Origin of the sequence: Paraburkholderia sp. BCC1886 (assembly GCF_900996245.1) — a bacterium.
In the GTDB taxonomy this organism is placed as follows: Bacteria; Pseudomonadota; Gammaproteobacteria; order Burkholderiales; family Burkholderiaceae; genus Paraburkholderia.
Genome location: NZ_CAAJGK010000096.1, coordinates 284,410 through 303,021, shown reverse-complemented (window position 1 = coordinate 303,021; position 18,612 = coordinate 284,410). Strand labels below are relative to the sequence as shown.

16 protein-coding genes are annotated in these 18,612 nt (G+C 63.7%); 9 read left to right on the top strand and 7 right to left on the bottom strand.

What is annotated here, in order from left to right; all coding sequences use genetic code 11:
- Positions 1-70: 70 nt before the first annotated feature.
- Positions 71-3,373, bottom strand: coding sequence for an efflux RND transporter permease subunit (locus FQ746_RS29890; protein ID WP_144113391.1), 3,303 nt, complete (start codon positions 3,371-3,373; stop codon positions 71-73).
- A gap of 438 nt (positions 3,374-3,811) precedes the next feature.
- On the opposite strand from FQ746_RS29890, the gene FQ746_RS29885 reads away from it, so the two are divergent.
- The 5 genes from FQ746_RS29885 (at position 3,812) to FQ746_RS29865 (ending at position 8,184) form a co-directional block, all read left to right on the top strand.
- A complete protein-coding gene (locus FQ746_RS29885; RefSeq protein ID WP_144113390.1) occupies positions 3,812-4,450 on the top strand; it encodes a LysE family translocator in 639 nt (212 codons plus the stop codon).
- Between the two features lie 66 nt (positions 4,451-4,516).
- Positions 4,517-4,876: a hypothetical protein gene (locus FQ746_RS29880; protein WP_144113389.1), complete on the top strand. Its 360-nt coding sequence runs from the start codon at positions 4,517-4,519 to the stop codon at positions 4,874-4,876.
- Between the two features lie 508 nt (positions 4,877-5,384).
- Positions 5,385-5,846 carry a helix-turn-helix transcriptional regulator gene (locus FQ746_RS29875; RefSeq protein ID WP_144113388.1) on the top strand — a complete coding sequence of 154 codons (462 nt, stop codon included), beginning with the start codon at positions 5,385-5,387 and terminating at the stop codon, positions 5,844-5,846.
- 9 nt (positions 5,847-5,855) lie between these two features.
- On the top strand, positions 5,856-7,112 hold the full coding sequence (locus tag FQ746_RS29870; RefSeq protein WP_144113387.1) for a type II toxin-antitoxin system HipA family toxin: 1,257 nt from the start codon (positions 5,856-5,858) through the stop codon (positions 7,110-7,112).
- 214 nt (positions 7,113-7,326) lie between these two features.
- Positions 7,327-8,184 carry a PA4780 family RIO1-like protein kinase gene (locus tag FQ746_RS29865; RefSeq protein ID WP_144113386.1) on the top strand — a complete coding sequence of 286 codons (858 nt, stop codon included), beginning with the start codon at positions 7,327-7,329 and terminating at the stop codon, positions 8,182-8,184.
- Between the two features lie 19 nt (positions 8,185-8,203).
- Here FQ746_RS29865 and ftrA read toward each other — a convergent pair whose 3' ends face one another.
- Complete coding sequence (ftrA, locus tag FQ746_RS29860; RefSeq protein WP_144113385.1) at positions 8,204-9,178, bottom strand: transcriptional regulator FtrA; 975 nt, start codon at positions 9,176-9,178, stop codon at positions 8,204-8,206.
- 151 nt (positions 9,179-9,329) lie between these two features.
- On the opposite strand from ftrA, the gene FQ746_RS29855 reads away from it, so the two are divergent.
- From FQ746_RS29855 to FQ746_RS29845, 3 genes are all read left to right on the top strand, one after another.
- A complete protein-coding gene (locus tag FQ746_RS29855; protein ID WP_144113384.1) occupies positions 9,330-9,830 on the top strand; it encodes a rhodanese-like domain-containing protein in 501 nt (166 codons plus the stop codon).
- Between the two features lie 81 nt (positions 9,831-9,911).
- Positions 9,912-11,981: a putative bifunctional diguanylate cyclase/phosphodiesterase gene (locus tag FQ746_RS29850; RefSeq protein ID WP_144113383.1), complete on the top strand. Its 2,070-nt coding sequence runs from the start codon at positions 9,912-9,914 to the stop codon at positions 11,979-11,981.
- A 136-nt stretch (positions 11,982-12,117) separates the two neighbouring features.
- Complete coding sequence (locus FQ746_RS29845; RefSeq protein WP_144113382.1) at positions 12,118-12,942, top strand: hypothetical protein; 825 nt, start codon at positions 12,118-12,120, stop codon at positions 12,940-12,942.
- A 34-nt stretch (positions 12,943-12,976) separates the two neighbouring features.
- Here FQ746_RS29845 and FQ746_RS29840 read toward each other — a convergent pair whose 3' ends face one another.
- From FQ746_RS29840 to FQ746_RS29830, 3 genes are all read right to left on the bottom strand, one after another.
- Complete coding sequence (locus FQ746_RS29840) at positions 12,977-13,444, bottom strand: polymer-forming cytoskeletal protein (protein WP_144113381.1); 468 nt, start codon at positions 13,442-13,444, stop codon at positions 12,977-12,979.
- A gap of 179 nt (positions 13,445-13,623) precedes the next feature.
- On the bottom strand, positions 13,624-13,998 hold the full coding sequence (locus FQ746_RS29835) for a hypothetical protein (RefSeq protein ID WP_260854212.1): 375 nt from the start codon (positions 13,996-13,998) through the stop codon (positions 13,624-13,626).
- Positions 13,999-14,005: 7 nt separating this feature from the next.
- On the bottom strand, positions 14,006-15,145 hold the full coding sequence (locus FQ746_RS29830; protein ID WP_144113379.1) for a M23 family metallopeptidase: 1,140 nt from the start codon (positions 15,143-15,145) through the stop codon (positions 14,006-14,008).
- 432 nt (positions 15,146-15,577) lie between these two features.
- On the opposite strand from FQ746_RS29830, the gene FQ746_RS29825 reads away from it, so the two are divergent.
- Positions 15,578-16,870: an aspartate carbamoyltransferase gene (locus FQ746_RS29825; protein ID WP_144113378.1), complete on the top strand. Its 1,293-nt coding sequence runs from the start codon at positions 15,578-15,580 to the stop codon at positions 16,868-16,870.
- Between the two features lie 41 nt (positions 16,871-16,911).
- Here the strand turns inward: FQ746_RS29825 and FQ746_RS29820 are convergent, their stop codons facing one another.
- Both FQ746_RS29820 and FQ746_RS29815 read right to left on the bottom strand, forming a co-directional pair.
- Positions 16,912-17,775 carry an alpha/beta hydrolase gene (locus FQ746_RS29820; protein ID WP_144113377.1) on the bottom strand — a complete coding sequence of 288 codons (864 nt, stop codon included), beginning with the start codon at positions 17,773-17,775 and terminating at the stop codon, positions 16,912-16,914.
- A gap of 230 nt (positions 17,776-18,005) precedes the next feature.
- A complete protein-coding gene (locus FQ746_RS29815; protein WP_260854211.1) occupies positions 18,006-18,347 on the bottom strand; it encodes a response regulator in 342 nt (113 codons plus the stop codon).
- Between the last annotated feature and the right edge of the window lie 265 nt (positions 18,348-18,612).

Below are 18,612 nucleotides of genomic sequence, written 5' to 3'. Positions count from 1 at the left end.
CGAGTCGTTTTTTCTGCGTTGCGTTCTTGCGTTGCGTTTTGCGCTTCGTTTGCGCTGTGCTTGCGGACGCTCATGCGGGTTTGGGATCGGGCCCGGCTTCACCATCGCCGCCACGATCGGGCGGCGCCGGCGGACCTTCGTGACCCGCGTGTTTGTCACCGTCGTCGTCCTTGTTGCCGCTGTTGTTACCACCGCTGTTGTTACCACCGTCCTCGCCATCCTCAGGATCGTCGCGATGACGCCGCGCCAGTCGCGTGTGAATGCCCGCGAACACCATCGGCACGAAGAACAACGTCGACACCGTCGCGAACAGCAGGCCGCCGATCACCGCGCGACCCAGCGGCGCATTCTGCTCGGCGCCTTCGCCGAGACCGAGCGCCATCGGAATCATGCCGATGATCATCGCGAAAGCCGTCATCAACACCGGCCGGATACGGCTCGCGCCCGCTTCGAGCGCGGCCGTGAGCGGCGGCGCGCCGGCCGAGAGCCGCTGGCGCGCGAACGCGACCATCAGAATACTGTTGGCGGTCGCCACGCCCATCGTCATGATCGCGCCGGTCAACGCCGGCACGCTCAGGTGAGTACCGGTGAGAAACAGCATCCACACGATGCCGGCCAGCGCCGCGGGCAACGCGCTGATGATGATCAGCGGATCGACCCACGACTGGAAGTTCACGACGATCAGCAGATACACCAGCACGATCGCCATCGCCACGCCGAGCCCGAGACCGAAGTACGAGCTGCGCATGGTCGTCACCTGGCCCTGCACGTTGATCTGGCTACCGCGCGGCAGCGACGCGCGCGCCTGTTTGACCAGCTTGTCGACCTGACTCGAGACGCTGCCGAGGTCGCGGTTCTCGACGCTGACATACAGGTCGATCACCGGCTTGATGTTGTAGTGCGTGACCAGCGCGAATTGCGTTTGCGGCGACACGCGCACCAGATTGCCGAGCAGTTGCGTGGGCCCGTTTCCGGAGGCGGAAACCGGCGTGCGCAGAAGCTCGTCGACCGACGAGATGTCGTATTGCGGGGTTTGCACCGCGACGCTGTACTCGACGCCGTTCTTCGGGTTGAACCAGAAACCCGGCGAAGTCTGCGAACTGCCCGACAACGAGATCAGCACGTTCTGCGACACGTTGCTCGCGCTCAGGTTGAGCTGTTGCAAACGCGTGCGGTCCATCTGCAGGTTGAGGACCGGTTCATCCAGTTTCTGCTGGATGTGCGTGTCGACCGTGCCCGGTATCAGCCGGATCTGCTTCAGCAGCTTGCGGGCGATGTCGAAGTTGCCTTGCTGATCCGCGCCCGAAATCTGCACGTCCATTGCAGCGGGCAGACCGAAGTTGAGAATCTGCGTGACGATGTCGGCGGGCTGGAAGAAGAACTCCGTGCCCGGGAAACGCTGCGGCAGGATCGCGCGCAGCTTGTCCATGTAGCCTTGCGTGGGCTTGTGGTCGGCGTTCAGCGCGACCTGGATCTCGCCGTCGAGCGTGCCGATGGTGCCCGAGTTGCTATACGACAGATTGATACCGCTGTACGGCAAACCGAGGTTGTCGAGAATCGTGCCGAGTTCTTTTTCCGGCACGACTTCGCGGATCACCTTCTCGACCTGATCGGCGAGACGCGCGGTTTCCTCGATCCGCGTGCCGGTGGGCGCACGCATGTGCAGACGGATATCGCCGGCGTCGACGGTCGGGAAAAAATCTTCGCCGAGCACGAACGCGAGTCCCATCGACAGCACGCAGAACCCGAGGAACACGCTGCCGAACAGCGCGCGGCGCACCAGCAGGCGGCTGAGAATCATGATGTAGGCGGCCCGCATGCGCTCGAATCCGCGATCGAAGCGATGATAAAGACGCATGAACAGGTTCGGCTTCGCGTCGCCCTTCGGCTTGTGCGCGTGGCCCATCAGCATCATCGCGAGCGTCGGCACGAGCGTGCGGGACAGCACGTAAGACGCGAGCATTGCGAACACCACCGCTTCGGCGAGCGGCACGAACAGGAATTTCGCCACGCCGGTCAGGAAGAACATCGGCACGAACACGATACAGATACACAGCGTCGAGACGAGCGCCGGCACCGCGATTTCGCCCGCGCCTTCGAGAATCGCCTCGTGCAGGTCGGTGCCCATGTGCAGATGCCGCTCGATGTTCTCGATCGTCACCGTCGCATCGTCGACCAGAATCCCGACCGCCAGCGCGAGACCGCCGAGCGTCATGATGTTGATGGTCTGCCCGAGCGCATGCAGCGCGATCAACGAAGACAGGATCGACAGCGGAATCGAGATGGCGATGATGCAGGTGCTGCGCCAGTTGCCGAGGAACAGCAGGATCATCGCGGCGGTCAGCACGGCGGCGACCAGCGCCTCGTGGATCACGCCCTGCACCGCCGCCTTCACGAACACCGACTGGTCGAACAGCGCGGTGATATTCAGATCGGGCGGCAAGGTCGCGCGGGCGCTGGGCAACAGACTGCGCAGCTTGTCGACGATCGACAGCGTGGACGCGTTGCCGTTCTTCAGCACCGACAGCAGCACGCCGCGCCGGCCGTTCTGCCGCACGATGTTGGTCTGCGGCGAATTGCCGACCCGCACATGCGCGACTTCACGCAGGTAGGTGGTGGCGCCGTTCAGCGTGCGCACCGGAATGTCGTTGAGTCCGTCCACGGTGGTGGGCGAACCGTTCATGTTGATCGTGTATTCCTTCGGGCCGATCTTGGCGGTGCCGGTCGGCAAGATCAGATTCTGCGCGTTGAACGCGCTGACCACGTCGTTAGGCGTCAGGCCCTTGGCGAGCAACGCGCGGGTGTCGAGGTCGACCGAGATCAGCCGCGATTTGCCGCCATACGGATAGGGCACCGACGCGCCGGGAATCGTCACCAGTTGCGGGCGCAGGAAGTTCAGCGCCGTATCGTTCAGGTCCTGCTCGGAGAGCTTCGGGCTCGACAGACCGAGCTGGATGACCGGAATACTGGAGGCCGAATAGCTGATGACCAGCGGCGGCGTGGCGCCGGGCGGCATCTGCTTGACCTGAGCCTGTTCGACGGCCACCGTCTGGGCAATCGCGGTCTGGATGTTCGCGTCCGGTTGCAGGAACACCTTGAGAATCGCGATGCCCGCGAGGGATTGCGATTCGATGTGCTCGATGTTGTTGACCGTCGTGGTCAGACTGCGCTCGTTGACGGACGTGATCCGGTTGGCCATGTCCTCGGCCGACAGACCCGTGTACGACCAGATGATGCTGACCACCGGAATATTGATCTCCGGCAGCACGTCGACCGGCGTGGTGAACAGCACGAACGGCGTCGCCAGCAGGATCAGGATGGCCATCACGATAAACGTGTAAGGCCGCTTTAACGCAACGTTGACGATCCACATGTAACGCGCCCGGGAAAATACAGGTGAGGGATGGGATAGGTGAATCAGGCGCCTATGCTAGATCGGTAGCCCCAACGCCTGCATGGCGTGAAAATGGCAGGATTGTCAGGAAGGCAAATGTAATGTTCAGGCGGATCGAACTCCCTGTTTTTGCGGCCTTCGCAAACGTTGGCTCGTGTGCAGATAGATCACGTTGAAGTTACGTTGAGTGCGGGTGTCTTTGCGCTCGGGAGAAACCCGCACTCATATCGATTTGTGCAAAGCAAAGCGGGAAAAAATTCAAGGCGGCATCCGGTGCTGGCGATTGTCCGACACCATGAGATACAACTGTCTCTGTGAGGTCGACGTGGCGACCCGCACAATCGTCCCTCGCGCAACGACCCCGTTGCCGCCCGCGCGGACATCGCGCCGGGCCAGTTCTCCGCCGAGGTTCTTCTCATGAGCGTCAGTTCCCTGATCACCGCCGATGTCCTGATTGCGTACAGCGCCTATTTCGTCGGCACGGCGAGTCCCGGGCCCAGCAATCTCGCCATCATGTCGCTGGCCATGGGCTCGGGGCGGCGCGCCGCGCTGACCTTCGCGGCCGGCGTCGTATCGGGTTCGTTCTTCTGGGCGTTGCTGGCTTCGCTGGGTTTGTCGGCGGTGCTTGCGACTTACTCGCAATGTCTGGTGGCGATCAGGATTGCCGGCGGACTGTACCTGCTGTGGCTCGGCTACAAGTCGGCGCGCTCGGCGTTCAGGGGCGGCGCGTTGCCGACGCTGGACAACCGCCAGGACGGGTCGCTCAAACGGCTCTATATGCGTGGACTGCTCCTGCATCTGACCAATCCGAAAGCCATTCTGGTCTGGCTGTCCATCGTTTCTCTCTCGATGTCGCCAACCAGCGGCGCATCGCATACCGCGCCGGTCGTACTCGGCTGCATGGCGATCGGCGTGACGGTGTTCAGCAGTTACGCGGTCCTGTTTTCCACCGCGTCGGCACGCCGGATCTATACGGCGATACGGCGCTGGCTCGACGGCTCGCTTGCCATCATGTTCGGGATTGCGGGACTCAAGTTGCTGACGTCGAAGCAGTAGAACGTTGCTGGGGGTGGCGGCCTGAGATACTGCCGGCCTGACCTATCGAGCGCGGACATCGACACGATGAGTGGTGACAACGAATTGAATGGCGACTCAAACCCGGCCACTTCCGTGCGCAAGCGCTGGAATTCGATCGGCGTCGGGGTACTGCTGGCCGGTTTGATTGCGGCGGCGATTCTGTATGCCGCCGCGCCCGCAACGCCTGCTGCCTCTCCGTATAGCGTCGCGGATCCGCGTTACCAGATCGAACTGCAGCGGATCGGCGGCAATGCGGCGGTGCTGATGGCGCAACTTCACCAATGGTTCGACTCGCTGTGGCATGGCAGGGCGCTCGCCTACACCGTCGCAGTGCTCGGCGCCGCGCTGGCAGGCGGCTGTTTTTTCGTCGGCTTTTTTCTGGCGGATGAAGAAGCGCCCCGCTAGAGCCAGGCGCGGGTGATGCGTAACTATCCGGTTTAACGCTTGAACTGTCCGGTCAGCGGATCGACTCGTCTTGCGAAACCGAACAGCGCGACGATCCCAATCGGGCATGCAATAAGGAAGACGGCCAACATCTCTAACCCCGTAACAATTTGTTACTGGCGAGTTTAAGGGATTGCCGAAAGAATGAAATGAGGGAAAACGCAAACTTTATTGCCGATTGTTACGAAACATCTTCTCAAAAACAGTAATAAATACCGTAAAACCGCAGCGCCAGTTCTTCCGCCGCCTCTGCGTGGCTACCTCGGCAGCCCCCTTCGCCAGCATCGCCAGGCATCGGGCGCTCATACGATATGTCCGATACTTTGGACAAAAGCTTTATTTCCGACTGATATATCGGACACGTCGCTTCAGTTGAAATTGGCTGACTCCGGCCGGCAGCGATTCTTGTCCTCCGCATTTTTGTCCGATACTTTTGACAAATTGATGGGTTTTGCCTAATCTATCGGACATGCCACGCACATTCCAACGCTCGTTTCCTTCGGTCGACAAGCAGATGCGCGCGCTCGGCGAACGACTGAAACTCGCCCGGCTACGGCGTGAACTGTCGACCGCCCTGTTCGCCGAACGGCTCGGCATTTCGCGCGACACGCTCAATCGCCTCGAAAAAGGCGATCCGGGCATCGCACTCGGCACCTACATGCGGGCGCTGCGTGTGCTGGGGCTCGATAAAGACATGGACGCCGTCGCGCGCGACGACGAACTCGGCCGCAAGCTGCAGGACGCAAAACTGCCCGGCCGGCGCCGGCCTCGCGCGGCGGCATCCGCTGCGCCCGGCACCGCAGAGGCAGAAGCGGCACCGCCAGCCGATCAGGCCCGAAGCAAGCCGCAAAGCCAACCCCGAAGCCAACCCCGAAGCCAACCCCGAAGCCAACCCGACAAACCCCGAGGCAAACCACTCGACAAACCGTGAAGTCAACCGATGGTCAGCAATAAAACCCGCGACGCTTTCCCCGTCCACCTCGACGCAACCGAACTGGGCGTCATGCAGCAGGTCGGCACCCTGTTCCGCCAGACCACGCGCACCGACCTGCCCGCGTCGTTCGCCTACGCGCCTGACTGGGTGGGGAGCAGCCGCGCTTTCATGCTCGACCCGCGCCTCGAACTCTGGACCGAGGAGCAATACCCGCCGGCGCGGTCCGCGGCCTTCGGCATCTTCATGGACTCGGCCCCCGACCGCTGGGGCCGCGTGCTAATGGAACGCCGCGAAGCCGCTGCCGCGGATCGCGAAGACCGGCCCATGCGCCATTTGCAGGAAATCGATTTCCTGCTCGGCGTACACGACACCACGCGCGTCGGCGCATTGCGTTTCCAGCACGCACGAGGGCATTTTCTCGACGACAGCGCCAATGCCGCGCCGCCCGTCACCGACCTCGCTACGCTCGCACACGTCAGCTTGCGTATCGAAGAAGCGGGTATCGAGAAGCTGCCGGAGTACGAGCAGTGGCTCGCCATGCTGATCGCGCCCGGCACCTCGCTGGGCGGCGCGCGTCCCAAGGCCAACTTCACCAGCCTGGGTCAGGAATTGTGGATCGCGAAATTCCCCGCCAAAGACGACCGCTACGATATCGGCGCGTGGGAGTTCGTGGTGCATCGGCTGGCCAAAAACGCGGGCATCGACGTGCCTCACTCCGAACTCAGGCAGGTCGGCCCGCGCTACGGCACGTTCTGCGTCGAGCGCTTCGACCGGCGGGCCAGCAGCCGCCGCCTGTACGCATCCGCGATGACGCTGCTCGAACGGCAGGACGGCGACCCTGACGCCAGCTATCTGGACATTGCCGAATACCTCGCCAGCAACGGCGCGCAAGGCCATATCGACGCGGATCTCGCCCAGCTTTTCCGGCGGGTGGTCTTCAATGTCGTCGTGGGCAATCGCGACGATCATCTGCGTAATCACGGTTTCATTCGCGAAGTGTCGGGCTGGCGGCTGTCGCCGGCATTCGACATGAATCCCAACCCGGCCAAACGCGAGCATGCGCTGAACTTCGACGGCACGAGTGCGCTGCCCGAGCTCGACACCGTGCTGGACACTGCCGGCTTCTATCGTCTGGAACACGCCGACGCGCGGCGGATCGTCGGCGAAGTGCGTGACGCCGTGGGAAGCTGGCGTGCGGAAGCAGCCGCGCTGGATCTGTCGCGGCCGGAAATACAGCGGATGGAGACCGTCTTTCAGGCATGAAGCCCCGTCAATCCCCACACGCCTGACCTGCGCGCCTGATCCCGCGCCGCCAGCCCGTATAATCGCGCATGATCCGAAACTCGCTCCCCCAGCCGCCGCATCAGGCCATTCAGGCGCTCCCGCCGCTCAAGCCACGCCCGCTTGCCGAGCCCCGCGCACTCCCGCAACCGGCCGCCGGTCGCCGCCGTGTCGTCATCCATCGCGCGGCGGTCGCATGAAAACACCAAAACGTCTGCTCCCGCTCGTCGAAGAAGGCCTGATCGACGAAGTCATCTCGCAGTTGATGAGCGGCAAGGAAGCCACCGTCTACGTGGTGCGCAGCGGCGACTCGATTCGCTGCGCCAAGGTTTACAAGGACGCCAAACAGCGCAGTTTCCGCCAGGCCGCGTCGTATCGCGAAGGCCGCAAGGTCAAGAACAGCCGGCAGCAACGCGCGATGGAAAAAGGCAGCCGCTACGGGCGCGAAGTGCAGGAACAGGCCTGGCAGAATGCCGAAGTCGACGCGCTGTTCCAGCTCGCCAATGCCGGCGTGCGGGTTCCGCAGCCGTTTATCTGCACCGACGGCGTGCTGCTGATGGAACTGGTCACCGACGCGGACGGCAACGTCGCGCCGCGTCTGAACGACGTGGACATGACCGAGGCTCGCGCGCTCGAACTGCACGCGCAACTCGTCGGCGAAGTGGTGCGCATGCTGTGCGCCGGCATGATCCACGGCGATCTTTCGGAATACAACATTCTTCTCGCCGCCGACGGCCCGGTGATCATCGACCTGCCGCAAGCCGTGGATGCCGCCGGCAATCTCGAAGCGCCCGCCATGCTGGAGCGCGACGTCGACAATCTGGCCACCTACTTCGGCCAGTTCGCGCCGGGCCTGCTGAAAACGAGCTACGGCAAGGAAATCTGGGCGCTGTACGAAGCCGGCGCGCTGCACGTGGACGCCAAACTCACGGGCGAAGTCGAACAGGACACCACGCCGATCGACCTCGAAGCCGTGCTCCAGGAACTCGAAGACACCCGACTCGACGAGGAAGCTCGACAGCGGCACGAACAGTCGCTACGCAGCGACTCGTAAAAACAAGAACGTAGCCGCTTTACTCGGTCTGCCGTCCTTCGCGCATGCCGAATTCGCGGCGATACGCGCCGGGACTTGTCAACGCGATGCGGCGGAAGTGCCGCCGCAACGATTCCTCCGAACCGAACCCCGCCAGCGCCGCGACGCGCGCCATCGACACCGGACCCGGCGCTTCCAGCAACTCGCGCGCGATCGCCACGCGTTCCCGTACGAGCCATTCGTAGGGCGCCATGCCGGTCGCGTCGTGAAACTGCCGCTGCAAGGTACGCGGACTCATCGCGGCACGCTCGGCCAGCGACTGCAGGCTGTGCGGCAAAGCGGGATGACGGCGCATCCACTCCATGAGTTTGGCGAGACGCCCGCCTTCGTCTTTCGGCATCGGCCGCGGTACGAATTGCGCCTGACCGCCTTCCCGATGCGGCGGCACCACTAGCCGCTGCGCGACCCGGTTCGCCACCGCGCTGCCATGGTCGCGGCGCACCAGATGCAGCAGCATGTCGAGCCCCGCCGCCGACCCCGCCGACGTGATGATCCGGCCTTCGTCGACATAGAGCGCATCCGCCTGCACGCGCAGTTTCGGATAGCGCTGCTGCAGGGCATCCGCATAGCGCCAGTGCGTGGTGACCGATTTGCCGTCGAGCACGCCCGCCGCCGCCAGCACGAACACACCCGAGCAGATCGAACACAGTCGCGCGCCACGCTCGTAGGCCGCGCGAATCTTTTTCAGTAGAGGCTCGGGCGGCACTTCGGCCGCATCGCGCCAACCCGGCACGACCACGGTATCCGCGCGATCCAGCAGCTTGAGGGTGTAGGGCACGGCGAGCGTGATACCGCCTGCCGCGCGAATCGGTCCGGGTTCGGCGGCGCAGACCGCGAAGCGATACCAGTCGATACCGAGTTCCGGCCGCTCGAGCGCGAACAACTCGGTCACGCAGCCGAATTCGAAAGTGCAAAGCCGGTCGTAAGCCAGCGCGACGACGAGATGATCATGCATGGCGCGATGTTACCGGAGTTTGACGATTACGCCACTTAACCCAGGATGGTCGCTTCGTCACAATGAGTCCGTCCGATTCGATATGCCAAGCCACTCCCGCGCAAGCATCGCCTTCCGATCCTGACTGACCCGACCCAAGAGAGAGCCCCCGATGTCGACTTCCAATGCCGTGACCGCCACTCCCGCCGCCGACAGCACCGCGGCACTCGCTCACTTCCAGGCTTCGCTGGGCTTCGAAACCGATTGCTCGGACGTGTCCGTCGCGCTCGCGAGCGGCACGCCCGGTTTCGTGCTGCTCGATGTGCGCAGTCCCGCGCTCTACGCGCAAGGCCATGTGCCGGGCGCGATCAATCTGCCGCACGGCAAGATCGTTGCGTCGAAGCTCGCCGATTACCCACCGCAGACGCTTTTCGTCACCTATTGCGCGGGCCCGCATTGCAATGGCGCCACGCGCGGCGCGATCCGTCTCGCGCAACTCGGGCGTCCGGTCAAACTGATGATCGGCGGTGTCACCGGTTGGCTGGACGAAGGTCTTAAACTCGCGACCGGCGCGAGCACCACGACCGACGTGAACGCCGACATAACCGCCGCCGCAAGCGCCGAAACAAACGCCGCCGCGAATGCCCCTACGAGCCCTGCGGACAATCGCTAAAGCACTGAAAATTCGTTAAGTAAACGCGTCATCTGCCGATAACATGTTCAACCGCGTCCCTACCCGGCGGTCGGACTTAACATGCAGAGCACATACAATTTTTGGCTGGTGGCGATTTCGTTTGCCGTGGCGACGCTTGCGTCGTACACGGCGCTCGACCTGACCGGCCGCATCTTCCTGCTGGCGTCGGCGCGTTTGCGACACGCATGGCGCCTGGGCGGCGCCGTGGCGCTCGGCGTCGGCATCTGGTCGATGCACTTCATTGCGATGCTGGCGTTCTCGCTGCCGATTCCGCTCGGCTACGATTTCGCGACCACGGCCTGCTCGCTCGGACTCGCGATCGGCGCTTCGTATCTGGCGCTGGTCATGACCACTCGCGCGCGGCTCACGGCGCTGCGTCTGCTGAGCGGCGGCATCCTGATGGGCTTCGGCATCGCCGGCATGCATTACACCGGCATGGCGGCAATGGACATGACGCCCGGCATCCACTATCAGCCAGGCTGGTTCGCGATCTCGCTGGCCATCGCCATTGGCGCGTCGAGCGCTGCCTTGTGGATGGCGCGCGCACTCAGCAACGACGACGCGCGCAACGTCTTCCAGAAACGCAGCGGCGCGGCGCTGGTCATGGGCATCGCGATCAGCGGCATGCATTACGCGGGCATGGCCGCCGCCGACTTTCCGCTCGGCGCGGTGTGCGGCGCGGCGAACGGCGTCAACACCATCTGGCTCGCCGCAATGGTGTCGCTCTTCACGCTGGCCATCCTGATCGTCACGCTGATGCTGTCGCGTTTCGATGCACGCACCACCTTCCTCGTCGGCGCGGTGTCGAAACTGAACGGGCAGATCATCCGGCTTGCCACGCTCGATTCGCTCACCGGCCTGCCCAACCGCGCCACGCTGACGGAGCGCGTCGAACGCGCCATTCAAAGCTCGCGCCGCGAGCGTTCGCTGTTCGCGATCCTCTTCATGGATCTGGACGGCTTCAAGACCATCAACGACTCGCTCGGCCACTCGGTGGGCGACGACGTCCTGGCCGCGTTTTCGCAGCGCCTGTTGCAGTGCGTGCGCTCGAGCGACACCGTCGCGCGCCTCGGCGGCGACGAGTTCGTGGTGCTCGCCGAACACCTGGCTTCGCGCGAAGACGCGGGCGTGCTCGCCGAAAGCGTGCTCGAACGGATGCGCCACGGTATCTGGTCCGACTCGCAACCGTTGCAGGTCATGCCGAGCATCGGCATTGCGCTCTATCCGCAAGACGGCGACACCGTCGACACGCTGCTCAAACATGCCGACGCCGCCATGTACGAAGCGAAGCGCGCCGGTCGCAGCACGTACCGGTTCTTCGAGCGCAGCATGAACGAAGCCGCCACGCGCACGCTGCTAATTCAGAGCGCGTTGCACGAAGCGTTGAGCGCGGGCAGTTTCACGCTGCATTTCCAGCCGAAATTTCATGGCGGAACGGATTCGCTGGTCGGCGCCGAGGCGCTGATCCGTCTCATCGATTCGAAACTGGGCACGCTGCCGCCGCTCGAATTCATTCCGATTGCCGAGCGCTCCGGTCAGATCGTGCAGATCGGTTATTGGGTCGTGCGCGAAACCTGCCGGCAGATTCGCCGCTGGATAGCAGAAGGACTGCCCGCGATGAAGGTTGCCGTGAATCTGTCGCCGCGCCAGTTGCTGCAACCGAACCTGGTCGCCGAGATGCTCGCGATCGTGCAGGCCGAAGGTGTGCCCTGCCAGCAGATCATGTTCGAGATTACGGAGACGGTGGCCATGCAGGACGCGCCGAAAACGATCGAGATGATTCGCGAATTCCAGGCCAACGGATTCGAGATTGCGATCGACGATTTCGGTACCGGCTATTCGAGCCTCGCGTATCTGCAGCGTTTTCGCGTCAAGCAGCTGAAGATCGACCGCTTCTTTACCAACGGTCTGGACGAGCACGGCGCAGAAGGCAGCGCGATCGTCTCGGCAATCATCGCGCTCGCCCATTCGCTGGAAATGGACGTGGTGGCCGAGGGCGTGGAAACCGAGTCGCAACTCGACATTCTCAAGAGCATGCAGTGCGACGAGATGCAGGGCTTCCTGCTCGGCAAGCCGCTCAGCGCGAACGACTTCGGCGACTTGCTCAAGCATCGGACGGTGGCGGCCTGAGCCGGTATTTTCATGACAGACGACGTGCTGGCGCGACAACGTTTGCGTAGGGTTTACGTGTGCCCGGCGTAGCGTCCGGCAGGACGCAGCCGTTTTACAAATCGACAATGACAGGCAGTTAGGGGTTGGAGAATCCATGAAATTCGACGTAGCGACGTTCACCTCGTTCTGGCTGATGACGTTCCTGTGCTGCGCCCTCGTGACGACCGCCCTGTCGCGGATGTTCGCGCAGGTCGCGGCGTTCCGCTTCTGGGCGATCGGCTTTTACCTGCTCGCCGCGTCGGCGGCATGTTTCGCGCTGCATCTGAGCTGGCCCAACCCGCTGCTGCTGGTCGCCACGGCAACGCTGGCGCTCCAGAGCCGCATTCTGATCTGGGTCGGCACGCGTGAGCTGTTCGGGCTCGACGCGCCATGGGGTCGCGGTCTCGCCGTGACCGCCGGATTCTGCGTGCTCTACTCCGGCGCGCTGACGCTGAAAGCGCCGCTCATCGTGCGCGCGTTGCTGTTCGTCGCGTTCTTCCTGCCGTTCCGGGTCGCTACGCTGGTCGAAGTGTTCCGCCGACGCCGTCCGCAGATGGGCGCGGGGCGCACGATGGTGCTGGTCGGCAGCGCGATCGCCACGCTCAACACGTTCGTGCCGCTCGTGCTGGTGCTGCTGAATCACGACAATACGACCCTGCTGATCGGCGATCCGCGCAAGACCTCGCTGCTATTCGCCGTGCTGTTCGCGGGCGATCTGATCCTGGCGAGCGGTTTGATCGTGCTCGCCGCCAAACTGATGCTGGTGGAGCGCGACATGCTCGCCATCATCGAGCGCGGCACCATTGCGCGCCGAGCCGAGTCGCGCCGGCTGCGGGCGTTGCGCGATCTGCATCCGCATCCGCATCCGCATGCGGGCAGCGCGGCACCTGCCGCCGACGAGCCCACGCCGCGACGGGAATCGCTGCAGCAAACCGTCTGAGGGCGGGCCGCCGTCCAGGCCTTCGCAATCCTGCTCAGCCTGCTTTGCGCTCTTCGCGTGCTTCACGTGCTTCACGTGCTTCCCGCTCCGCGCGGGCGGCGTCGGGCACCGCTACCAGCACCGGCGCTGCCTGCGCGCTTTCCCGGCGCGTGAGCTTGCCATCCACCGACGCGCCGCAATCCATCCGCAACTGCTGATAAAAGATATTGCCGGTCACGTGCGCGTTGCTCTGCAGTTCGACGAAATGCTCGGCGGTCACGTCGCCGACGATCGTGCCGTTGACGACCACGTCGTAGCCGTGCACGTTGCCCTCGATCGAGCCGCGCTCGCTCAGGACCAGTAAGGTCTGGCCGCCCGGCCGGCCGCTGACGTTGCCCTCGACGTGGCCATCGAGCCGCAGGCCGTCGCTGAACTGGAGGTCGCCGGTGACCCGCACGTCGTGAGCGATCAACGTCGCGAGTTTGGTTTGGCGGACGCCCGTGGATTTTTTCTTGCTGAACATGGTGATTTCCTGGTGATGAACATGAGCGTCGCGTGATGCTGTCCGGGCGACGCGCCGGAGGTTTGATTAAAGAGAGCGAGCTGGACGCGCGTTCGAGCCGCGCGTGGATCGTTCCGGCTCTGGCTCTGGCTCTGGCTCTGGCTGTGGCTCTGGCTCTGGCTCTGGCTGTGGCTCGGGCCTCAGCGCCGCGCCGGCGCCGTGCGGCTCTGGCCGCGCAGGAATTGCAATTCGGCGTTGAGGCGGGCGGCTTCGGCGCTGGCATCGTCGGCGCTTTTCTGCACGGCCGCACGCGCCGCCGATTCCTGCGCCAACGCGAGTCGTGCGCGCGCCAGTTCCTGCTCGATAGGGGCGGTGTCGACCGGTTCGGGCCGACAGGGAGTCGCCTGCGCGCCATCGCGCGGCGTGTGCTTCGCTATCACAGCCGACACCGCCAATCCGCCCACCGCGGCGCTCAGCGCACACGCGGCGAACCATCCTGCGACCTTCAACGCCAATGGACGCTCGGCGCGCAACGTGTAGCTGCGCCGCGTCAGATCGATACCCTCGCGGGACACAGCGCGCCTATCCATGAGAAGCGGGCGCGAATAGCGCCAGGTAAGCGGCCGGATCGGCGGGCGAGCCGTTCACCAGCACTTCGAAATGCAGATGCGGTCCCGTGGACCGACCCGTCGACCCGACATCGGCGATATGTTGCCGCGGCAGCACGACTTCGCCTGCATGCACCTCGAGGCGCGACGCGTGCCCGTAACGGGTCACGAGGCCGTTGCCATGATCGATCTCCACCGCCGTCCCATAGCCGGACTTCTCGCCCGCGAAAATCACTCGGCCGCCCGCCGCCGCCAGAATCGGGGTACCGGTTCGGGCGACCAGATCGATACCCGGATGAAAACTCAGACGCTGTGTAAACGGATCGGTACGGTTGCCGAACGGCGAGCCGAAGCGCGCGCCGTCGGCCGGCATACGACCGGGAAACGCGGCGTAAGCGAGCGCATGGGCGGCCGTCCCGTGCTCCAGCGCGGACAGCGTCGCGGCGATGCACGCCAGTTCGCGCTGCGTGCGCTGGGGATCGGTGCGACCGGCTTCGGCGCGGCCGGCATCGGCGCGGCCGGCATCGGTGCGACCGGCATCGGTGCGACCGGCGTAGGTGCGGCCGGCATCGGCGCGGCCGGCATCGGTGCGGCCGGCGTAGGTGCGACCGGCGCCTTCGGCTGGCGGGATGAGTTCGTTGCAACGACGCGGCGGCAACGCGGGACCGCCCTCGCCTTCGCTATCGGCGGCGAACGGTTCGCCGGACGGAGTCAATGCCGACGATGCCGCCAACGCTCCAGCAGGACGAGCAGCCCGCTGAGTCGCGCGCGACGCCGGGCGCGGTCCGTTCAGACGCGCGTCGAAATCGGTCAACGCGCCGAGTTGCGACGCAAGACGCGCGAGGCGCGGCTCGATTTGCGCAACCGACGCGTTCAGCTTGCCGAGTTGATCGATCTGATAGTCGTGTTCGACGCGATCCGTGGCGGACTGACCGGTGGCGGGCGTCGCGTCGTGTTTCGAGCTCCAGTGCATGCCGATCGACACGCCCGCAGCGAGCGCCAGCAACGCTGCCGCGCTCGCCGCACCGAACGCGACGGTCAATGCGGTGCGGCGCTCGACGAAGCCGATCGAACCGCTAGATAGCCGGGTACCGAGGTGAATGCCGGCCGACATCAGCGACACTCCATGTGGTCGATGCGCGCGTCGGCGTGCGCGGGCCGACTGGGTTTCGCACCGGCGTTCGGAAGAAGCGCGACGAACGGGACACGGCGCGCAAGGGGCGTCTGTAAGACAGACGTGTGATCGGCAAACAGGAATGACTGCATACGGCGTCGACCGGCGGCAGCCGGTCGTGAGAAATAACGAAGGGCGCCGATTATCACCTGGCATCGCGAAGCATCATCTCAAATAGAGAGACGCTTGCCTGCATGGGCTAAATCCGCTGATGCTTCCTACGCTCCGGCTCGACGTCTCTGCTTGCCTCTGACGCGTCTCGTACCCCTCCATCTGCAAAATCGCTTGACTTCTCCCCACGGGAAACTAATATACGCACCGCGTACATTCACCGTACTCGACCGCGCTAACCCTTTCCCGACAGGTGCCTGCATGAGCGTCCCGCAACAAGCCTTCCTACGCGATGCGATGCGTCGCCTGAACATGACCCGTGACACCTTCGCCAGCCGTATCGGCGTATCCCGCCGCGCGTTGGACACGTGGCTCCTGCCCGACGATTCGCAGGAATCGCGCGCCATGCCGGAGATCGTCGAGCGCTTCGTGTCGGAAATCGTCGTCCATGGCGAGCCGAGCGAGAAATATACGCAAAGCGTAGATTCGCAGTCGCTGGCGAGCCAGATGCTGTTCGAAGGCCGCCCGCAGTTGTTATCGGTCGATCAGTTTTCGCGCGACTCGGTCGAGGCGTTGTTCCGCGTGGCCGACATCATGCAGCCCATCGCGCGGCGCCGGAAAATCTCCCGCGTGCTGGAAGGCGCCGTGCTCGGCAATCTGTTTTTCGAAGCCAGCACGCGTACCCGCGTGAGCTTTGGGGCGGCGTTCTGCCGGCTGGGCGGTTCGGTGTGCGACACCACGGGTTTCACGTTTTCGTCGATGGCCAAGGGCGAGTCGATTTACGACACGAGCCGCGTGATGAGCGGTTACGTGGATGCGCTGGTCATCCGTCATCCGGAGCAGGGGTCGGTGGCCGAGTTCGCGCGCGCGACAAACGTGCCGGTGATCAACGGCGGCGACGGGCCGGGCGAACATCCGAGTCAGGCATTGCTCGATCTCTATACGATCCAGCGCGAGTTCTCGCGGCTGGGCAAAATTGTCGACGGTGCGCATATCGCGCTGGTGGGCGACCTGAAATACGGGCGCACCGTGCATTCGCTGGTCAAACTGCTGGCGCTTTACCGCGGCATCAAATTCACGCTCATCTCGCCGCCCATGCTGGAAATGCCGGCGTACATCATCGAGCAGATTTCGCGCAACGCTCACGTGATCGAGCAGACGCACGACCTCGCCGCGGGTCTTGCCGGCGCCGACGTGGTGTACGCCACGCGCATCCAGAAAGAGCGCTTCACCGACGAGTCGTTCGAGGGCTATACGCCCGACTTTCAGATCAATCAGGCGCTGGTGGACAGCGCGTGCGGGCCCGAGACGCTGATCATGCATCCGTTGCCGCGCGACAGCCGGCCGGGCGCGAACGATCTGAGCGTGGACCTGAATCACGATTCACGGCTGGCGATTTTCCGGCAGACCGACAACGGCATTCCCGTCCGGATGGCAATTTTCGCGGTGCTGCTGGGGGTCGAAAAGCTGGTTCAGCATTCCATGCGCGATGCAGCATGGCGACCGCCGGTGTATCTCGGCCCGGACGACGCGGTGTTTCACGGGATCGACTAACCGACTGACTGACTGACAGAAGGCGCGGCGGTCAAACCCGGCTATCCCAGCGAAGCCACCGCCGTATTGCCCGAGCCCGCTGCATTGCGCCTGAATGCGCCGGCAAAAAACAGAACCTGGTACTGGACCGCGTTAGCCCAGTAAGTCCAGGTGTGGCCGCCCGGCCGCTCCGCGTAGTCGTGCGGCACGCCCAGTTCGACGAGTTTCTCGTGCAAGGTGCGGTTCGACTCGACGAGCGAGTCGTTCACGCCGCAATCGATCGTCAGCGCTATATGCGCGCTGCCGAAGGTGCGTGCATTCGCGACGATCGTCTCGTTGTTCCAGAAGTCGGCATGACGCGCGGGGTCGCCGAATACATCGGCGATACCCGGCTCGTCCTCGCTGCCGCGCGGGTCCACTGCGCCGCTGATGCTGCCCGCGGCGCCGAATTCGTCCGGCCGGTCCAGGGCGATATGCAACGCGCCGAAGCCGCCCATGCTCAAACCGGTAATCGCACGGGCGTCGCGCGTCGCCACGGTGCGGAAATGCGCGTCGATATACGACACGACTTCGCTGCCCACATAGGTTTCGTAACGGCTGCGCGGATCGAACGGGCTGTCGATGTACCAGCTCTCATGACCGCCGTCGGGCATTACGAGTATCACGTGGTAGCGGTCGGCGAGTTTGCCGATTGAGGAGTTAGCGGTCCAGTCGGTGTAGTCACCGCCCGAACCGTGCAGCAGATACACCACCGGAAAACGCGCGGTCGACGCGTCCCGCGCGTATTGATCGGGCACGACCACGGTTGCGTCGAGCGAGCGGTGCATTGCTTCGCTCGGAATGGTCACGACACTCGTTTGATACGCCCATGCCGGCGACGCAACGAAGAGCGCCAGCGTGAGCCAGAACGCACGCGCTAGATTCATGGTGGATCGCTCTCCCTTATTCGATGTCCGAGGACATATTCCGGAATGCAGCGGCAATCGTGCGGATACGTTTGAAAAACAGGCGTCCGGAAGACTTTAGCAATAACGACTTACAGCCAAATTTCAGCCGTACCGCTTTAATGCGCTTTAGCTCGAAAGAATTAATTCGTCCAGCATCTGGGAGCTGGAAGAAGCGCGGAAGATCGGGTGAATTGCCCAAACTCCCGGAATCAATGGCGGGCCTCGCAAAGCCGTTCGATTGTCGTCAGGAACAGATCCGCGCCGACCGGTTTGCGCAGGCATGCGTCCCAGTTTCGTTGGGCGGCGGCCAGCGGCGGCACGGCCGTATGAACCAGGATCGGCACGTGGGAGAGTTCCGGCATGGCGCGCAAACGTCGGCACAATTCCGCGCCGTCCATCAGCGGCATCATCCAGTCGGTGACGATCAGATCGGGAATGCCAGCAGCAAGTCGTGCTACGGCCTCGATTCCATTGCTTGCACAATCCACCTCGTAACCTTCGTTTTCCAGAATCAACCGCCATGCCGTCAAAATTTCCGGCTCGTCGTCCACCAATAAAATAGAGCGCATCAGGAGCCGCCGGGGTTAAGCGTTATCGTCATCTGGCGATTCCTACGCAAGAGGTGTTCCACAATCACTGAATACGAGGATAATGAGCGCGACTTATCGGCCGCGGTTTGGCGCTTTTGCCGGATTCTCCGGCAGAGCCCGGACGCGCCGGGCCACAGGTTCATTCCCGCCGGGTCGTCTCTTCGAGCGCACTGGGGTGCATCGGGTGGAGTTCGAGCGTACGTACGTTGTAGAAATTTCATTTCCT

What these genes read in the sequence shown, in the direction of transcription:
- FQ746_RS29890 (WP_144113391.1), bottom strand. Translation starts at nt 3,373, where the DNA reads ATGTGGATCGTCAACGTTGCGTTAAAGCGGCCTTACACGTTTATCGTG.
- FQ746_RS29885 (WP_144113390.1), top strand. Translation starts at nt 3,812, where the DNA reads ATGAGCGTCAGTTCCCTGATCACCGCCGATGTCCTGATTGCGTACAGC.
- FQ746_RS29880 (WP_144113389.1), top strand. Translation starts at nt 4,517, where the DNA reads ATGAGTGGTGACAACGAATTGAATGGCGACTCAAACCCGGCCACTTCC.
- FQ746_RS29875 (WP_144113388.1), top strand. Translation starts at nt 5,385, where the DNA reads ATGCCACGCACATTCCAACGCTCGTTTCCTTCGGTCGACAAGCAGATG.
- FQ746_RS29870 (WP_144113387.1), top strand. Translation starts at nt 5,856, where the DNA reads ATGGTCAGCAATAAAACCCGCGACGCTTTCCCCGTCCACCTCGACGCA.
- FQ746_RS29865 (WP_144113386.1), top strand. Translation starts at nt 7,327, where the DNA reads ATGAAAACACCAAAACGTCTGCTCCCGCTCGTCGAAGAAGGCCTGATC.
- ftrA (WP_144113385.1), bottom strand. Translation starts at nt 9,178, where the DNA reads ATGCATGATCATCTCGTCGTCGCGCTGGCTTACGACCGGCTTTGCACT.
- FQ746_RS29855 (WP_144113384.1), top strand. Translation starts at nt 9,330, where the DNA reads ATGTCGACTTCCAATGCCGTGACCGCCACTCCCGCCGCCGACAGCACC.
- FQ746_RS29850 (WP_144113383.1), top strand. Translation starts at nt 9,912, where the DNA reads ATGCAGAGCACATACAATTTTTGGCTGGTGGCGATTTCGTTTGCCGTG.
- FQ746_RS29845 (WP_144113382.1), top strand. Translation starts at nt 12,118, where the DNA reads ATGAAATTCGACGTAGCGACGTTCACCTCGTTCTGGCTGATGACGTTC.
- FQ746_RS29840 (WP_144113381.1), bottom strand. Translation starts at nt 13,444, where the DNA reads ATGTTCAGCAAGAAAAAATCCACGGGCGTCCGCCAAACCAAACTCGCG.
- FQ746_RS29830 (WP_144113379.1), bottom strand. Translation starts at nt 15,145, where the DNA reads ATGTCGGCCGGCATTCACCTCGGTACCCGGCTATCTAGCGGTTCGATC.
- FQ746_RS29825 (WP_144113378.1), top strand. Translation starts at nt 15,578, where the DNA reads ATGAGCGTCCCGCAACAAGCCTTCCTACGCGATGCGATGCGTCGCCTG.
- FQ746_RS29820 (WP_144113377.1), bottom strand. Translation starts at nt 17,775, where the DNA reads ATGAATCTAGCGCGTGCGTTCTGGCTCACGCTGGCGCTCTTCGTTGCG.